The following is a 14,276-nucleotide window of genomic DNA, read 5'->3' as shown; positions in this document are numbered from 1 at the left end:
ACATCGCGCTGAGGGCCAGTTCCCGCCTCGTACTTCCGGCCGAGTGCTACTCCGCCGCGTAATCCCGCGGGCTGATGCCGCGTAGTACCGGGCCGCACGCCAACGCCGCTACCAGCGCGACCACCACTCCGACGGCGACCGGTGCCACCACCCACGGCGTGAGCGGCATTTCCCCGTGACCCACCAGTCCGCGCGCCAGGACGAGCAGTCCGAGACCCACGGCGATTCCCGCCCCGCACGCCGCGATGGTGACGGCGAACACGGGAAGAACCACTTCCCGGCGCAATGCGCGACCCAGCACGCGAATCGGCGTTCCGGCCGCTGTCAACGCGCCGAAGGTGCGCCTGCGGTCGATCACCGAACCGGCCGCCGCCACCGCCGCGCCGATGCCGCCGAGCACCGCCGCGATCGACAGGCCGATGACCGTGGCGCGCCGGAGGTCCTCCATCAGCGTGTCGCCGTAGAGGCCGCGCTGCTCACCGTCGGCAAGCCGCGCGCCGGGCAACGTGCCGACCAGTGCCGTGTGCACGACCTCGCGGTTCTCCGCCGTGGTCGGCACGCCCACCATCGACACCCGGCCCGCCAGCTGGGGCAGCACCTCCGGGTCGATCACCGCGAAGATCCGTCCCGCGCCGGTGAACGCCCGCGTCTCGTACCGCCGCGGCAGCGGCACGGTGACCTCGTCACCCGGCCCGGCGGTGCGGAACCGGTCCCCCCGCAGCTCCTCGGGGGCGTAGACGGCCGGGCCCGGCCGGCAGTCCAGGCCGGTGAGGACCGTCGCGACCTCCGCGCACCTGCCGACGACGACGTAGTGGCCGGAGCGGCCCTCCTCGCCGTCGCTCACGAACCCGTCGAGCATCGGCACGACCGGCGCCGAGGTGGCCGCGCGCAGCGGTCCGAGGTCGCTCGACACCTGCTCGGCGACGATCGCGCCCCCCTGCCACGTCGCGTCGCGGAACGGCACCTGGCTCTCCAGGCCGGGCAGCATCGTCAGCGCCATCGAGCCGGTGAACACCGCGATCACCACGCCTGCCGAGCCGCGGAACGCCGCCACCGGGTCACCGGCGAGCCTGCGCCCGGCGAGCAACGTCGACGGCGTGCGCCACCGGCCCACGAAGAACCGGCCGACCTGCGCCGTGAGCACCGGACCGGCCAGCACCAGCGCCAGCGCCACCGCGCCGAGCCCGAGCAGCACCACGGTGAACTGGCTGTCGCCACCGGCCTGCTGCGCGTAGACGACGCCGAGGAAGAACACGCCCAGCGCGACGGCGATCGACACCAGCCGCCACGACCGCACCCGCCGTTGCTCCTCCGCGGCCAGCGGGCGGTTCACCACGCGGCGCAGGCCCATGATCGCGGCCGCGATGACCAGCACCGGTGCCAGCAGGGCCACCGCGGCGACCACCGCGGTCGAGGGCACGAAGTCGCCGGGGTACCAGGTCCCGCCCTCCCACGGGATCTTCGCGGTCAGGTGGCTGAACGGCTGGGCCGCCAGCACGCCGAGCACGCTGCCGATGACGGCACCGACCGCGGTCTCCACGGCCGTCATCACGACGACCTGCCCCGGTGTCGCACCGGCCAGCCGGAGCGCGGCGAGGCGCCGTTCCCGTTTCGCCGCCGTCAGCCGCGCGGCCGAGGCGACCAGCACCAGGCACGGCACCACCAGCACGACCAGGCCGACGCGGGTGAGCAGGTAGAGCATGCCGTGGTGGTCGTCGCGGTAGGAGCCCGCCGCGTTGCGCAGCGCGTCGGTGCTGAACCCGTTCACGCCCGCGCGTCCGACGACGGCGACGAGCTCACCGGGGTGCTTGAGCGCCTCCGGCCCCAGCACGCCGGCGACCGTGCCGGGGAAGCGGTTGCCGAGTTCCTCGGCCGGGTGCGCGCGCACCAGGTCGGCCAGCGCGGGGGACAGCAGGACCTCGCCGGCCTCCGGGAACCTGCCGAGACCGGCGGCGACCGGCACGTCACCCGGCTCGTTGCGGGAGACCTCGAACCGCTCGACGAGCTGCCCGCGGAACGAGTCGGTGGTGTGGTCGACCGTGATCCGGGTGCCCTGGTTCACCGCGTCCCGCCACGCGGTGCGGTCGGCGCGCGCCTGCAGTCCGTTCGGTGCGGCGACGAGCCACAGCACCAGCGACACCGCGATCATCACGCCGAGCGCGACCAGCACGGTGGCGACCTGGCTGCGGCGGTCCCTGCGCAGCACCGCGAGCGCGATCCTCATGCCGGCACCTGACCGCGGTTCGGAACGGCGATGCGGCCGTCCTGGATGTCGACGACCCGGTGGGCCCGGTCGGCGATCGCCTTGTCGTGCGTGACGATCACGACAGCGGCGTTCGTCTCCCGCGCGGCCTGCAGCAGCGCGGTCATCATCTCCTGCCCGGTGCGGGTGTCGAGGGCACCGGTCGGCTCGTCCGCGAACACCACCCGCGGCCGGTGCGCCAGCGCCCGTGCGATGGCGACCCGCTGCGCCTGGCCGCCGGACAGCTCACCGGGCCGCCGCTGCTCCATGCCCTGCAGGCCCAGCCGCGCGAGCCACAGCCGGGCCGCGCCGAGCGACTCCTCGCGCGAGCGCCCGCCGAGCAGCATCGGCAGCGCGGCGTTCTCCTCGGCCGTGAGCTCGGCGACGAGCATGCCGGACTGGAACACGAACCCGAACGCCGTGCGCCGCAGCTCGCTGCGCCCCGTCTCGCTCAGCTCCCCGATCGCGCGCCCGTCGAGGAACACGTCACCGCCGTCGGCCCGCAGGATCCCGGACAGCACGTGCAGCAGGGTCGTCTTGCCGGAACCGGACGGGCCGACCACGGCCAGCACGTCACCTGGCGAGATGTCGATGTCCACCCCGGCGAGCGCGTGCACGTCGCCGTAGGTCTTGACGAGGCCACGAGCGGCCAGAACCGAATTCATGGTGCTGACGGTGCCGGGTCCGCGCCGGGGAAACCTCAGCCTTGACGACACACCGGATCAGCCGGATGACCGAGGCCGGAACGGTTCGGTGGTCCTACCGTTGCCTCCCGTGGACAGTCATCGGGGCCAATGGCCGATCGCCGCCGGGCTCGCGCTGCTGATGCTCGCCGAGCTCATCTTCATGTCGGGGCCGACGAGCTCGCAGGCCCTGGTGTGGCTGCTCAGCGTGCCGCCCTGCATCGCGGCGGTGGCGTCGTTCAGGTCCCGCGCCTTCACCATCCCGGTGACCGTGGCGTCGATCTTCGTGGCGTCGTTCGTGGTCCGGCTGTTCGACGTGAACCTGCCGACGGTCCTCAGCCCGCTCACCGTGGCCGAGACCGCCGCCTGCCTGGTGCTCACCGCCGTGGTCGTGCGCGAGGAACCCCGCCGCTCCGCCACCTGGTCGGTCGGCTCGCTGATGGCCGTGAGCGTGTTCGCCGCGATCATCCGCGACAACTGGCTCGCGTCCTACAACTACAACGAGGTCCTCGGCTCCCTCGTCCTCGGCTTCCTCGCCGTCGGCACCGGCCTGTACTTCCGCGCCCGCGACTCCGAGAGCGGCCGCCTGATCGCCGCCGCCGTCACCGACGCGCAGAAGGAGGAGCGCATCGTCCTGGCCCGCGAGCTGCACGACGTCGTCGCCCACCACGTCACCGGCATGCTCATCCAGGCCCAGGCGGCGCTGGAGGTCTCCGACGACGACCCGCGCGCCGCCCACCGCCTGCTGCCCGGCATCGTCCGCAGCGGCACGGAGGCCCTCGGCGCGATGCGCCGCCTGGTCGGCACCCTGCGCCAGGGCGAGAACGACGTGGCCACCACCGACCTCGCCGCCGACGTGATCGCCACCGTCGAACGCACCCGCGAGCTCGGCTTCACCACCCGCCTGCGCATGGACCTGCCCGAGGTCGTGCCCCCGGAGCTGGGCCGCTCGGTGCTGCGCCTGGTCCAGGAGTCCCTGACGAACGTGCACAAGCACGCCGAGTCCCCGACCGCGGTCGACGTCGACATCTCCCGCACCCCCGCGGGAGCACTGCGCGTGGTGGTCGCCGACGACGGCCGCCCCGGCGAGCTGAACCAGGGTGGGTACGGTCTGGTGGGCATGCGTGAACGCGTCGACCTGCTCGGCGGCCTGTTCTCCGCCGGCCCGCGCGAGAACGGCTGGCAGGTGCTCGCGGAACTGCCACTGGAAGGAACCAAGTGATCTCGGTCCTCATCGCCGACGACCAGGAGATGGTCCGCGTCGGGTTTCGGATGATCCTGGAGAAGCAGCCCGACATCACCGTCGTCGCCGACGTGCCCGACGGCGTGACCGCGGTGACCGCCGCCAGGGAACTCCAGCCGGACGTGGCGCTGCTGGACATCCGCATGCCCGGTCTCGACGGGCTGGAGGTCACCAAGAAGCTGTCCGTGACCTCGACCAAGGTCGTCGTGGTGACGACCTTCGACCTGGACGAGTACGTGCACACGGCTCTGGAGAACGGCGCTTCGGGGTTCTTGACCAAGGACGCCGGGCCCGCGCTGCTGGTGGAGGCCGTGCGGGCGGCAGCCGCCGGGAACGCGCTGATCTCGCCGCAGGTGACCGTGCGGATGCTGGAGCACTTCGCGCGGCCCGCGTCGCGGCCGGACCTCGGGCTGCTCACGGCTCGGGAGCAGGACGTGGTGCGGGAGGTCGCCCGCGGGCTGTCGAACCAGGAGATCGCCGGGGCGTTGTACCTGTCGTTGTCGACGGTGAAGACGCACCTGGCGTCGGTGCAGACGAAGTTGAACGTGAAGAACCGGGTGGGGATCGCTTCGTGGGCCTGGCGGGCGGGGCTGGTGAACTCGTGACCGAACAGCCTGAGACCGAGTTCCCGCGTGCCATCGGCAAAGTCGCCACCCGTGAGCTGGCCGCCCACGGCTACACCACGTTCGACTCCCTCACCGAGGTCTCCGCGAAGACCCTGCTGAGCATCCACGGCGTCGGCCCGAAGGCGGTCCGCATCCTCGGCGAGGAGCTGGCGGCGCAGGGCAAGACCTACGCCGCCGGCTGAGGTCTCACACCCCCATCGGGTGCCAGACCGTCTTCGTCTCCAGGTACGCCCGCAACCGGGACAGGTCCGGCTCGCGGGTGAAGTCCTCGTCGGGCCGGATGCGCAGGACCCGCTTCACCGTTCCCGCGGCCGACCGTTCCAGGTCCGCGCGCAGCGACTCGGGGGCGCCGGTCAGGTCCAGGGCGTTCACGTCCGCGTGCGAGGCGAGCCACGGGGCGATCTCCGCCGTGTGGCCGGTGATGATGTTGACGACGCCGCCGGGCAGGTCGCTGGTGGCCATCACCTCGGACAGCGTGATCGCCGGGAGCGGGCGGTCCTGCGAGGTGATGACGACGCAGGTGTTGCCGGAGGCGATCACCGGGGCGATGACCGAGACCAGGCCCAGCAGGGACGACTGCTGGGGGGCCAGTACGGCCACCACGCCGGTCGGTTCCGGGGTGCTGAACGAGAAGTACGGGCCGGCGACCGGGTTCGAGGAGCCCAGGACCGCGGCGATCTTGTCCGTCCAGCCCGCGTACCAGACCCAGCGGTCGATGGCGGTGTCCACGAGGGACTGGGCCTTCTTCACCGCGACGCCCTCGGAGACGGCGACCTCGGTGGTGAACTGCTCGCGGCGGCCCTCCAGGACCTCGGCCACCCGGTACAGGACCTGGCCGCGGTTGTAGGCCGTGGCGCCGGACCAGGGGCCGAACGCCTTGCGGGCCGCGGTCACGGCGTCGCGGGCGTCCTTGCGGGAGCCGTGGGCGGCGTTGGCGAGGAAGGCGCCCTTGGTGTCGGTCACCGGGTAGGAGCGGCCCGACTCGGAACGCGGGAAGGCGCCGCCGATGTAGAGCTTGTAGGTCTTCGCGACCGAGATGCGATCAGACATCGAGGTAGGCCTCCAGACCGGTGCGGCCGCCCTCGCGGCCGAAGCCCGACTCCTGGTAGCCGCCGAACGGGGCGGTGGGGTCGAAGCGGTTGAACGTGTTGGACCACACCACGCCGGCGCGCATCTTCGACGCCATCCAGAGGATGCGCGAGCCCTTCTCGGTCCACACGCCGGCCGACAGGCCGTACGGGGTGTTGTTGGCCTTGGCCACGGCCTCTTCCGGGGTGCGGAAGGTCAGGACCGACAGCACCGGGCCGAAGATCTCCTCACGGGCGATGCGCATCGCCTGCGAGACGTTGGAGAACACCGTCGGGGCGAAGTAGAAGCCCTTGTCCGGCAACGGGCACGAGGAGGTCCAGCGGACCGCGCCCTCGGCCTCGCCCGACTCGGTCAGCTCCTGGATCTTGGTGAGCTGCTCGCGGGAGTTGATGGCGCCGACGTCGGTGTTCTTGTCGAGCGGGTCGCCGACGCGCAGCGTGGACACGCGGGCGTGCAGCTTCTCCAACAGTTCGTCGGCGACGGACTCCTGCACGAGCAGGCGGGAACCGGCGCAGCAGACGTGGCCCTGGTTGAAGAAGATGCCGTTGACGATGCCCTCGACGGCCTGGTCGAGCGGGGCGTCGTCGAACACGATGTTCGCCGCCTTGCCGCCGAGCTCCAGGGTGAGCTTCTTCGCCGTGCCGGCCAGGTTGCCCTGGATGATCTTGCCGACCTCGGTCGAGCCGGTGAAGGCGACCTTGTTCACGTCCGGGTGCTCGACGAGGGTCGCGCCCACGTCACCGGCACCGGGGAGGATGTTGACGACGCCCGGCGGCAGGTCGCACTGCTGGATGATCTCGGCGAGCACCAGCGCGGTCAGCGGGGTGGTCTCGGCGGGCTTCAGCACCACGGTGTTGCCGCAGGCCAGGGCCGGGGCGATCTTCCACGCGGCCATCAGCAGCGGGAAGTTCCACGGGATGACCTGACCGGCCACGCCCAGCGGGCGCGGGTCGGGGCCGTAGCCCGCGTACGAGAGCTTGTCCGCCCAGCCCGCGTGGTAGAAGAAGTGCGCGGCGGCCGTGGGGACGTCGACGTCGCGCGACTCCCTGATCGGCTTGCCGTTGTCCAGCGACTCCAGCACCGCGAGCTCACGGCCGCGTTCCTGGATCTGGCGCGCGATCCGGTAGATGTACTTGGCGCGCTCGGCACCGGGCATCTTCGACCACACGCGGTCGTAGGCGCGGCGTGCGGCCGTCACCGCGGTGTCCACATCGGACTTCGACGCGGTGGAGACCTCGGCCAGCACCTCCTCGGTGCCGGGGTTGATGCTCTTGAGCGGTTCGCCGGAGCCCTCGACGAACTCGCCGTCGACGAACATCCGGTAGTTCGGCTTGAGGTTCGCGATGGCCCGCGACTCGGGCGCGGGGGCGTATTCCCACATGTGTCAGTCCACCGTCACGTAGTCCGGGCCGCTGTAGTGGCCGTCCAACTGGGTCCGCCGCTGCATGAGCAGGTCGTTCAGCAACGTCGACGCGCCGAACCGGAAGAGGTGCGGGTCGAGCCACTCGGGGCCGGCCACCTCGTTCACGGCCACCAGGTACTTGATCGCGTCCTTGGTCGTGCGGATGCCACCGGCGGGCTTGACCCCGCGCAGCTCGCCGGTCTGGGTCTTCCAGTCCCGCACCGCCTGCAGCATCACGTGCGTGACCGGCAGCGTCGCCGCGGGCTGCACCTTGCCGGTCGAGGTCTTGATGAAGTCGCCGCCGGCGAGCAACGCGAGCCACGAGGCGCGGCGGACGTTGTCGTAGGTCACCAGCTCACCGGTCTCCAGGATGACCTTGAAGTGCGCGTCCCCGCAGGCCTCCTTGACCTTGACGATCTCCTCGAACACCAGCCCGTAGCGGCCGGAGAGGAACGCGCCGCGGTCGATCACCATGTCGACCTCGGCGGCGCCCTGCTCGACGGCGAACCGGGTGTCGGCGAGCTTGACGTCGATCGTGCTGCGGCCGCTCGGGAACGCCGTCGCGACGCTGGCGACGCCGATCCCGCTGCCCTGCAACCCGTCGACGGCCGTCTTCACCATGTCCGGGTACACGCAGACAGCGGCGACCTGCGGCACGTCCGGCCGCTCCGGGTCGGGCCTGCGGGCCTTCGCGGCGAGCGAGCGGACCTTGCCGGGGGTGTCGGCGCCTTCGAGCGTGGTCAGGTCCACCATGCTGATCGCCAGGTCGATGGCGTGCAGCTTGCTGGCCTTCTTGATGCTCCGCGTGCCGAGGCCCGCGGCTCGTTGCTCGACGCCGACCTGGTCGACGCCGGGAAGGCCGTGCAGGAAGCGCCGCAGCGACGATTCGTCGCGCACGGCGTCCGCCAGGGCCGACGGCAGTGTCGTAGGAGCAGCCATGGTCCGGAGTCTAGGCGGAATGGGACGCCCGTCCTAAGTGAGCGGGTTCGCGCAGGTCAGCGCCGTTTGCGGCAGCTTCGGGCCCGCTGTCGGGGCCGATGTCAGTCCAGGAGCTCGCGCAAGATCTTGGACTTCTTCTTCTTGGGTCCCTTGACCTCGACCCCGCCCATGATCGCGAGCCCGGTGACCCGCACGGTCGGCGCGCCGGGGATGTACCGGCGGCTCGGCGCCTTGTCCTCGAACCCGCCCAGGAGCCCGAACCCGTCGACCTTCACGTTGATGTCGTCGGGCACGCGCACCTCGACCCCGCCCCAGAACGCGAAGACGCTGATCGTGACCTCCTGCTCGGCGAACCGCGCGTGGGTCAGGTCGAGCTCGACGCCACCCATGACGGCCACGGCGTTGTGCAGCCGCGGCACCACCCAGTCGCCCTTGCGGTTGACGCCGGACCAGAACGCCACCGACACGGCACTGCCGGGCTCACCGCCGACGCGGTGGTCGACAGCGGAGTGGTGCTGCGGTCCCACCGCGGGCTGCGGCAGCCCGTTGAGCACCAGGTCGGCGGTGATGGGAGCGAGCTCACCGTAGGTCTTGGCGGCGTAGACGGCGGTCAGCCGCTCGTCCAGCTCGTGGATGTCGAGGCGCCCCTCAGCGGTCGCCTCGTGCAGCACCTGCGCGATCCGTTCCCGGTCCGCGTCCGAGGCGCGCAGGTGACTCTGGTCAGCCGGTACCAGCTCGTCGCTCACCCGATCGAGTCTAGAACCCTCACTTGCGGTTCGGTGCGTACTTGACCGTGATCGCGAAAGCCGCGACCAGGAGCAGCGCGAGACCGCACGCGAGGGCCGGCTCGTGCAGCCACAGCCGCGGCAACGCGCCGATGAGCACCCCGAGGGTGACCGACACGACCAGGATGAGCAGCGGCGACTCACACCGCTGCCGGACGGGCTTCTGCTCGATCATCACCGTTCACACCTCCGCGTCTTGTCTGGACTCCAAGAACTTCGGAGGTGCGGAGCGGGTTCTTGACTCCCGGAACGGGTGGGGCAGGACCCTGATCAGGTGGTCCGCCGGTCGCTCTCCTCGACGGGGCGGGCGAGGTGGGCGGGCGGACGAGGTGGGCGGGGCGGGAGCTCAGGCGCTCGGCCGGCGCACCGGCAGACCGGCGGCCCGGTAGACCGCGTCGATCACCGCCATGTTCCGCACCGCGTCGTCCGCCGTCGTCGGGAACGGCTTGCCGTGCAGGACCGCGTCGGTGAACGCGTCGAGCTGGTGGGCGTAGGTGGAGCGGCGGCCGAACGTCTCCACCGAGCGCCTGTCCTTGAGCCGCAACGACAAGCGGTGGGCGAGCTGCGGGCCGAGTGGGTTGAGCACGGTCAGCACGCCGTCCTCGCCGACGGCCCTCATCGACAGCTTGAGGACGGTGGCCGACCACAGCGAGGCGTGCACGGAACCCGTGTGGCCGGAGGGGAAGCGCAGGGTCGCGCGCATCGCCCGGTCGATCGCCGGGGCGCGCAGCAGGGCGTGGGCGGAGCGGACCGCGGGCTCCTCGCCGCCGAGCAGGCGGGCCATGTGCACTGCGTAGCAGCCGGCGTCCATCATCGCGCCGCCCGCGAGCGCGTAGTCGTAGCGGATGTCGGAGAACACCGGCAGCGGGAAGCAGACGGAGGCCTCGACGTGGCGCAGCGGGCCCAGCACACCGGACCGCACGATCTCGGCCGCGCGCTGGGCCAGCGGGTGGTAGCGGTAGTGGAAGGCCTCCATCACCACCAGGCCGGAGGCCTCGGCGGCGGCCGCGACGGTGGCGGCTTCGGCGGCGTTGGCCGTGAAGGGCTTCTCGCACAGCACGTGCTTGCCGGCTTCGAGCGCGGCCAGGGTCCAGCGGCCGTGCAGGCCGTTGGGCAGCGGGTTGTAGACGGCGTCCACGGCCGGGTCGGCGAGCAGGGCCTCGTAGGAACCGTGCACGCGGGCGATGCCGTGCCGGTCGGCGAACGCCTGCGCGCGGTCGGTGGAACGGGCCGCCACGGCGACCACCTCGGCGGCGGTCGAGGAGCGGGCGGGGCGGATGACAGCGGTCGGCGCGATCCTGGCCGCGCCCAGCACTCCGATGCGCACGTGGTCCGTCACGCGGCTGACCCTACACCCGTCGAGTTAACGGTGTTCACGACGGCGGCCTGGTCCACTCTGGACACCTTGCCGGGTTCGCCCAGCGGTTACGGTGTCGGGCATGGACGTCCTCGTCGTCGATCACCCGCTCGCCAAGGCGAGACTCACCACCATGCGCGACGCGCGCACGGACAACGCGGCGTTCCGCGCGGCGTTGCACGAACTGACCGTCATGCTGGTCTACGAAGCGATGCGGGAGGCGCCGCTGAAGGAGGACCGCACGCACACGCCGGTCGCGCGGACCACGGGCTTCAGGCTCGCGAACCCACCGCTGCTCGTGCCGGTGCTGCGGGCCGGGCTGGGCATGGCCGACCAGGCGCACAAGCTGATCCCCGACGCGCAGATGGGGTTCGTGGGGCTCGCGCGCGACGAGGAGACGTTGCAGCCGACGCCGTACATGGAGTCGCTGCCGGAGGACCTCGCCGGGCGGCCGGTGCTCGTGCTCGACCCGATGCTCGCGACCGGTGGCTCGATGGCCTACACGATCCGGCTGCTGACCCAGCGCGGCGCGACGGACGTGACGGCGGTGTGCGTGCTCGCCGCTCCCGAGGGCATCAACCACCTGGAGGACTCGAACCTGCCGGTGCGCCTCGTCACGGCGTCGGTGGACGAGCGGCTGAACGACTCCGGCTTCATCGTGCCCGGCCTGGGCGACGCCGGTGACCGTCTGTACGGGGCGGTTTAGGACATACCTCCGATCGGACGTAGCAATGGTCTAGACCTCAGGCCTATCGTGCTGTGGACCGCATCGCCGCTGCCGCGATCTCACTGAGGAGTCACATGTCCAGACGGAGATGGGGTGTCGCCGCACTCGCGGTCGGCGCCCTGTCCGCGTCGCTGGCTTCCGCGCCCGCGAACGCCGACGTCGAGACCAACGGGCACCACGGGTACTCGAAGACCCGCACGGTCGGGTACTTCATCCAGTGGGGCGTGTACGACCGGAACTTCCGGGTCAAGAACCTCGTGGACAGCGGGGCCGCGGCCCGGCTCACGCACCTGAACTACGCGTTCGGGTTCCTCGACGAGTCGGGCAAGTGCGTCAGCGCCGACCCGTGGGCGGACTGGCAGATGCCCCACACCGCCGAGCAGTCGGTGAGCGGCAAGGCCGACGAGGCCGGTCAGGTGCTCATGGGCAACCTGAACCAGCTCAAGCAGCTCAAGGCCAAGTACCCCGGGTTGAGGGTGAACATCTCCCTGGGCGGCTGGACGGGGTCGCGGTACTTCTCCAACGCCGCGCTGACCCCCGAGTCGCGCGCCGCGCACGTCAAGTCGTGCACCGACATGTGGATCAAGGGCAACCTGCCGGGGCTGCCGGAGGGCGCCGCGAAGGGCGTCTTCGACGGCGTCGACCTCGACTGGGAGTGGCCGGCGAGCGAGGGCAACCCGACGCCGCCGAACGTCGTGCGCCCCGAGGACAAGCAGAACTTCACCAAGCTGCTCGCCGAGTACCGCAAGCAGATGGGCTGGAACCGCGACCTCACCGCGTTCCTGCCGGCCGACCCCAGGCAGGTCGACCGGGGCTTCGAGGTCGCGAAGGTGTTCTGCTACCTCACCTTCGGCACCTTGCAGGGCTACGACTACCACGGTGCGTGGGACGCGGCGGCGAACCAGCAGTCCGCGCTGCGCGTGCCCAAGGGCGACCCGTCGGAGTTCGAGTTCAGCTCCGAGGTGACGGTGAACGCGTGGCTCTCGCGCGGTGCCCCGCGCTCCAAGGCCGTGCTCGGCGTGCCGTTCTACGGCCGAGGCTGGGACGGCGTCGCACCCGGCACCCGCAACGGCCTGTTCGGCACCGGTGTGCCCGCGCCAGCCAAGTACGAGAACGGTTACGAGGACTTCCACCGCATCAAGGCGAAGCTCTCCGAACCCGGCAACACCTACAAGGTCCACCGCGACGAGCGCGCGGGCTTCGCGTGGATCTACGACGGCAAGACGTGGTGGACCTACGACGACGCGACCGAGATGAAGCGCAAGGCCCGCTTCATCAACGACCGCCGCCTCGGCGGCGCGATGATCTGGTCGCTCGACGGTGACACCGCGAACGGCGAGCTGATCAAGGCGCTGGACGGCGCCCTCAGGTAGACGCCGCACCACAGGCGAACTGTCCCGTTGGGACAGTTCAGCGGGTCCGGGGAGGTTTCGCGGCGGCCGCCTCCCCGGATTCCGTCATTTCCGCGACGGGATCACTTCCGCGACGGGGTCTCCGCCAGCCAGCCGCGGCCGTGCGCGCGCAACGCCAGCTCGTACGTGGCGGCGGCGTCCACTCCGCGCGGCAGGTTCCCGTTGAGCTCCAGGCTCACCAGCCCGTGCGCGATGCCCCACATCGACATCGCGATCTGCTCGGGGTCCTCGTCCCGGTAGACGCCCAGCTCGATCGCCCGCCGCACCGCGTTGCGCACCGGCGCGAACGTCCGGCCGGCCGCGCGGCTCATCTCCTTCGTCGGCTCGACGACCTTGGAGTACAGCACCGAGTAGAACCGCGGGTCCGCGAGCGCGCCGCGCCGGTAGGCGAGACCGATCTGCAGCAGGTCCTCCGCCGGGTCGTCGGTGGTCGGCACCGCGGCCAGGTTCGCCCCGAACCGGCTGAACGCCTCGTCGTGGAGCGCTTCCAGCAACGCCGGCTTCCCGCCGAAGAGGGAATAGACGGCGGTGGTGGAGGTGTTGACGTCGGTGGCGATCCTGCGCAGGCTCACCGCGTCGGGTCCCCTGGTGCTGAGCAGCTCGCCCGCCCGCTCGAGCAGACGCCGGCGCAGTGCGTCGTCGTGGGTCTTGGGCCTGGGCATCACGCAATCCTAATGGCCCCTGGCCTGAGTGGTATCACATTGGTACCGTGCCGGGAATGGCGATGACCTTGCGGTTGACCGAGGAGGAGAACCTGCGGCTCGCGGAGCTCGCGGCGGCCGAGGGGCGCTCCAAGCAGGAGGTCGTGCGGTTGGCGATCGCGGATCGTTACCAGCGCATGCAGCAGGAGGAGAAGCTGGGCGAGGTCCTCGGGAGGGTGCTGCCCAAGTACCGAGGTCTTTTGGATAGGCTCGGATCTTCCTGAAACTGTCGGACGTCTGTGATCAACTGGGTGCTGTGATCTCCTACCTCGACGCCGGGGACCTCTTGGTGCTGGCCACGGCTGTGACCGGTGGTGACCTCGTCGTGAGGGACATCGGGCTGCTGGACACGGCGGCGTACCGCCCCCGAGCGACCGTGCTCGGCGTGGAGGCGTACGACACGCTGTGGCTGAAGTCGTCCGCACTCCTCGACTCGATCGTCCGCACCCGCCCTCTCGTCGAGGGCAACTGGCGGCTCGGCTGGGTCGCCGCCGTCACGATGTGCGACATCAACGGCTACTGGATCGACGCCGACGAGGACGACGCACTCGACCTCGTCCGCGCCCTCGGCCGGGACAAGATCGACGTGGCCGAGATGGCGGGCCACCTCCAGGCGTGGGGGCTGCCCAAGGATTCCGCTTGACCTAGAGTGCACTCCAGGTCTTAGCGTCGATTTCGTGAGTTACTCGATAGCCCAGGCCGCGCAGCGCAGCGGGTTGTCCATCGACACCCTGCGCTACTACGAACGAATCGGGCTCGTCGACCCGCCCGCCCGCGACTCGGGTGGCCGCCGCGTCTACTCGGAGGAAGACCTCGGCTGGCTGGCCTTCGTGACCCGCCTGCGCACCACCGGCATGCCGATCCGCATGATGCGCGAGTTCGCGCAGCTCAGGCACCGCGGCGAGCACACGGCGGGCCGGCGCAAGCAGATCCTCGTGGAACACCGCACCGACGTCCGCGCCCGCATCGCGGAGCTGCAGTCGTGCCTCGAGGTGCTGGACTACAAGATCGACCACTACGCCGTGGTCGAGAGCGATTTGGAGGCGACGGCGTGACCCGTCAGCTCGGTT

General features: G+C 71.0%; 17 protein-coding genes. 8 read left to right on the top strand and 9 right to left on the bottom strand.

The genetic code is table 11. The features are described from left to right. Window positions 1-46 precede the first annotated feature (46 nt). Both ACZ7CD_RS00155 and ACZ7CD_RS00150 read right to left on the bottom strand, forming a co-directional pair. Window positions 47-2,224 (bottom strand): FtsX-like permease family protein, encoded by a 2,178-nt coding sequence (locus ACZ7CD_RS00155; RefSeq protein ID WP_470378070.1) that lies wholly within the window; start codon window positions 2,222-2,224, stop codon window positions 47-49. After that, entirely contained in the window at window positions 2,221-2,907 is a 687-nt protein-coding gene (locus tag ACZ7CD_RS00150; RefSeq protein ID WP_360396008.1) for an ABC transporter ATP-binding protein, read from the bottom strand. The genes ACZ7CD_RS00155 and ACZ7CD_RS00150 overlap by 4 nt, the downstream gene beginning before the upstream one ends. A 109-nt stretch (window positions 2,908-3,016) precedes the next feature. On the opposite strand from ACZ7CD_RS00150, the gene ACZ7CD_RS00145 reads away from it, so the two are divergent. From ACZ7CD_RS00145 to ACZ7CD_RS00135, 3 genes are read left to right on the top strand one after another with little or no spacing between them, the layout of a single operon-like run. Continuing rightward, window positions 3,017-4,147, top strand: coding sequence for a sensor histidine kinase (locus tag ACZ7CD_RS00145; RefSeq protein ID WP_360396010.1), 1,131 nt, complete (start codon window positions 3,017-3,019; stop codon window positions 4,145-4,147). After that, window positions 4,144-4,773: a response regulator transcription factor gene (locus ACZ7CD_RS00140; protein ID WP_360396012.1), complete on the top strand. Its 630-nt coding sequence runs from the start codon at window positions 4,144-4,146 to the stop codon at window positions 4,771-4,773. Before ACZ7CD_RS00145 ends, ACZ7CD_RS00140 begins: the two co-directional genes overlap by 4 nt. After that, on the top strand, window positions 4,770-4,976 hold the full coding sequence (locus tag ACZ7CD_RS00135; RefSeq protein WP_360396014.1) for a helix-hairpin-helix domain-containing protein: 207 nt from the start codon (window positions 4,770-4,772) through the stop codon (window positions 4,974-4,976). Before ACZ7CD_RS00140 ends, ACZ7CD_RS00135 begins: the two co-directional genes overlap by 4 nt. A 4-nt stretch (window positions 4,977-4,980) precedes the next feature. Here the strand turns inward: ACZ7CD_RS00135 and ACZ7CD_RS00130 are convergent, their stop codons facing one another. The 6 genes from ACZ7CD_RS00130 to ACZ7CD_RS00105 all read right to left on the bottom strand — a co-directional run bounded on the left by ACZ7CD_RS00130 (window position 4,981) and on the right by ACZ7CD_RS00105 (window position 10,348). Continuing rightward, on the bottom strand, window positions 4,981-5,844 hold the full coding sequence (locus ACZ7CD_RS00130; protein WP_470370097.1) for an aldehyde dehydrogenase family protein: 864 nt from the start codon (window positions 5,842-5,844) through the stop codon (window positions 4,981-4,983). Next, window positions 5,837-7,264, bottom strand: coding sequence for an aldehyde dehydrogenase family protein (locus ACZ7CD_RS00125; protein ID WP_470370098.1), 1,428 nt, complete (start codon window positions 7,262-7,264; stop codon window positions 5,837-5,839). Before ACZ7CD_RS00125 ends, ACZ7CD_RS00130 begins: the two co-directional genes overlap by 8 nt. Window positions 7,265-7,267: 3 nt before the next feature. Continuing rightward, on the bottom strand, window positions 7,268-8,224 hold the full coding sequence (gene deoC / locus ACZ7CD_RS00120) for a deoxyribose-phosphate aldolase (protein WP_470378069.1): 957 nt from the start codon (window positions 8,222-8,224) through the stop codon (window positions 7,268-7,270). A gap of 101 nt (window positions 8,225-8,325) precedes the next feature. Continuing rightward, window positions 8,326-8,970, bottom strand: coding sequence for a DUF1707 SHOCT-like domain-containing protein (locus tag ACZ7CD_RS00115; protein WP_360396021.1), 645 nt, complete (start codon window positions 8,968-8,970; stop codon window positions 8,326-8,328). Window positions 8,971-8,989: 19 nt separating this feature from the next. Next, window positions 8,990-9,184 (bottom strand): hypothetical protein, encoded by a 195-nt coding sequence (locus tag ACZ7CD_RS00110; RefSeq protein WP_360396023.1) that lies wholly within the window; start codon window positions 9,182-9,184, stop codon window positions 8,990-8,992. Window positions 9,185-9,355: 171 nt separating this feature from the next. Next, complete coding sequence (locus ACZ7CD_RS00105) at window positions 9,356-10,348, bottom strand: Gfo/Idh/MocA family protein (RefSeq protein ID WP_470370099.1); 993 nt, start codon at window positions 10,346-10,348, stop codon at window positions 9,356-9,358. A 100-nt stretch (window positions 10,349-10,448) separates the two neighbouring features. On the opposite strand from ACZ7CD_RS00105, the gene upp reads away from it, so the two are divergent. Both upp and ACZ7CD_RS00095 read left to right on the top strand, forming a co-directional pair. Continuing rightward, the gene (gene upp / locus ACZ7CD_RS00100) at window positions 10,449-11,072 is read left to right on the top strand and encodes a uracil phosphoribosyltransferase (RefSeq protein ID WP_360396027.1); all 624 of its coding nucleotides are present in this window, start codon (window positions 10,449-10,451) and stop codon (window positions 11,070-11,072) included. 95 nt (window positions 11,073-11,167) lie between these two features. Beyond that, window positions 11,168-12,466: a glycoside hydrolase family 18 protein gene (locus ACZ7CD_RS00095; protein ID WP_470370101.1), complete on the top strand. Its 1,299-nt coding sequence runs from the start codon at window positions 11,168-11,170 to the stop codon at window positions 12,464-12,466. A gap of 101 nt (window positions 12,467-12,567) precedes the next feature. Here the strand turns inward: ACZ7CD_RS00095 and ACZ7CD_RS00090 are convergent, their stop codons facing one another. Then, a complete protein-coding gene (locus tag ACZ7CD_RS00090) occupies window positions 12,568-13,167 on the bottom strand; it encodes a TetR/AcrR family transcriptional regulator (protein WP_360396031.1) in 600 nt (199 codons plus the stop codon). A gap of 56 nt (window positions 13,168-13,223) precedes the next feature. Here ACZ7CD_RS00090 and ACZ7CD_RS00085 point away from each other — a divergent pair, with 56 nt between their 5' ends. From ACZ7CD_RS00085 to ACZ7CD_RS00075, 3 genes are read left to right on the top strand one after another with little or no spacing between them, the layout of a single operon-like run. Continuing rightward, complete coding sequence (locus ACZ7CD_RS00085; protein ID WP_053737502.1) at window positions 13,224-13,430, top strand: ribbon-helix-helix protein, CopG family; 207 nt, start codon at window positions 13,224-13,226, stop codon at window positions 13,428-13,430. 32 nt (window positions 13,431-13,462) lie between these two features. Continuing rightward, entirely contained in the window at window positions 13,463-13,849 is a 387-nt protein-coding gene (locus tag ACZ7CD_RS00080; RefSeq protein WP_360396033.1) for a type II toxin-antitoxin system death-on-curing family toxin, read from the top strand. 34 nt (window positions 13,850-13,883) lie between these two features. Further along, on the top strand, window positions 13,884-14,261 hold the full coding sequence (locus ACZ7CD_RS00075) for a MerR family transcriptional regulator (protein ID WP_360396035.1): 378 nt from the start codon (window positions 13,884-13,886) through the stop codon (window positions 14,259-14,261). The last annotated feature ends 15 nt before the right edge of the window (window positions 14,262-14,276 follow it).

The sequence above is a fragment of the Lentzea sp. NPDC036949 genome, assembly GCF_055608075.1.
Note: the sequence above shows the minus strand (reverse complement) of the source record. Positions and strands in the feature narration are given on the sequence as shown.

Excerpts from the sequence above, each read along its gene's own strand:
- ACZ7CD_RS00155 (WP_470378070.1), bottom strand. The coding sequence starts at position 2,224 with ATGAGGATCGCGCTCGCGGTGCTGCGCAGGGACCGCCGCAGCCAGGTC.
- ACZ7CD_RS00150 (WP_360396008.1), bottom strand. The coding sequence starts at position 2,907 with ATGAATTCGGTTCTGGCCGCTCGTGGCCTCGTCAAGACCTACGGCGAC.
- ACZ7CD_RS00130 (WP_470370097.1), bottom strand. The coding sequence starts at position 5,844 with ATGTCTGATCGCATCTCGGTCGCGAAGACCTACAAGCTCTACATCGGC.
- ACZ7CD_RS00125 (WP_470370098.1), bottom strand. The coding sequence starts at position 7,264 with ATGTGGGAATACGCCCCCGCGCCCGAGTCGCGGGCCATCGCGAACCTC.
- deoC (WP_470378069.1), bottom strand. The coding sequence starts at position 8,224 with ATGGCTGCTCCTACGACACTGCCGTCGGCCCTGGCGGACGCCGTGCGC.
- ACZ7CD_RS00110 (WP_360396023.1), bottom strand. The coding sequence starts at position 9,184 with ATGATCGAGCAGAAGCCCGTCCGGCAGCGGTGTGAGTCGCCGCTGCTC.
- upp (WP_360396027.1), top strand. The coding sequence starts at position 10,449 with ATGGACGTCCTCGTCGTCGATCACCCGCTCGCCAAGGCGAGACTCACC.
- ACZ7CD_RS00095 (WP_470370101.1), top strand. The coding sequence starts at position 11,168 with ATGTCCAGACGGAGATGGGGTGTCGCCGCACTCGCGGTCGGCGCCCTG.
- ACZ7CD_RS00090 (WP_360396031.1), bottom strand. The coding sequence starts at position 13,167 with ATGCCCAGGCCCAAGACCCACGACGACGCACTGCGCCGGCGTCTGCTC.
- ACZ7CD_RS00085 (WP_053737502.1), top strand. The coding sequence starts at position 13,224 with ATGGCGATGACCTTGCGGTTGACCGAGGAGGAGAACCTGCGGCTCGCG.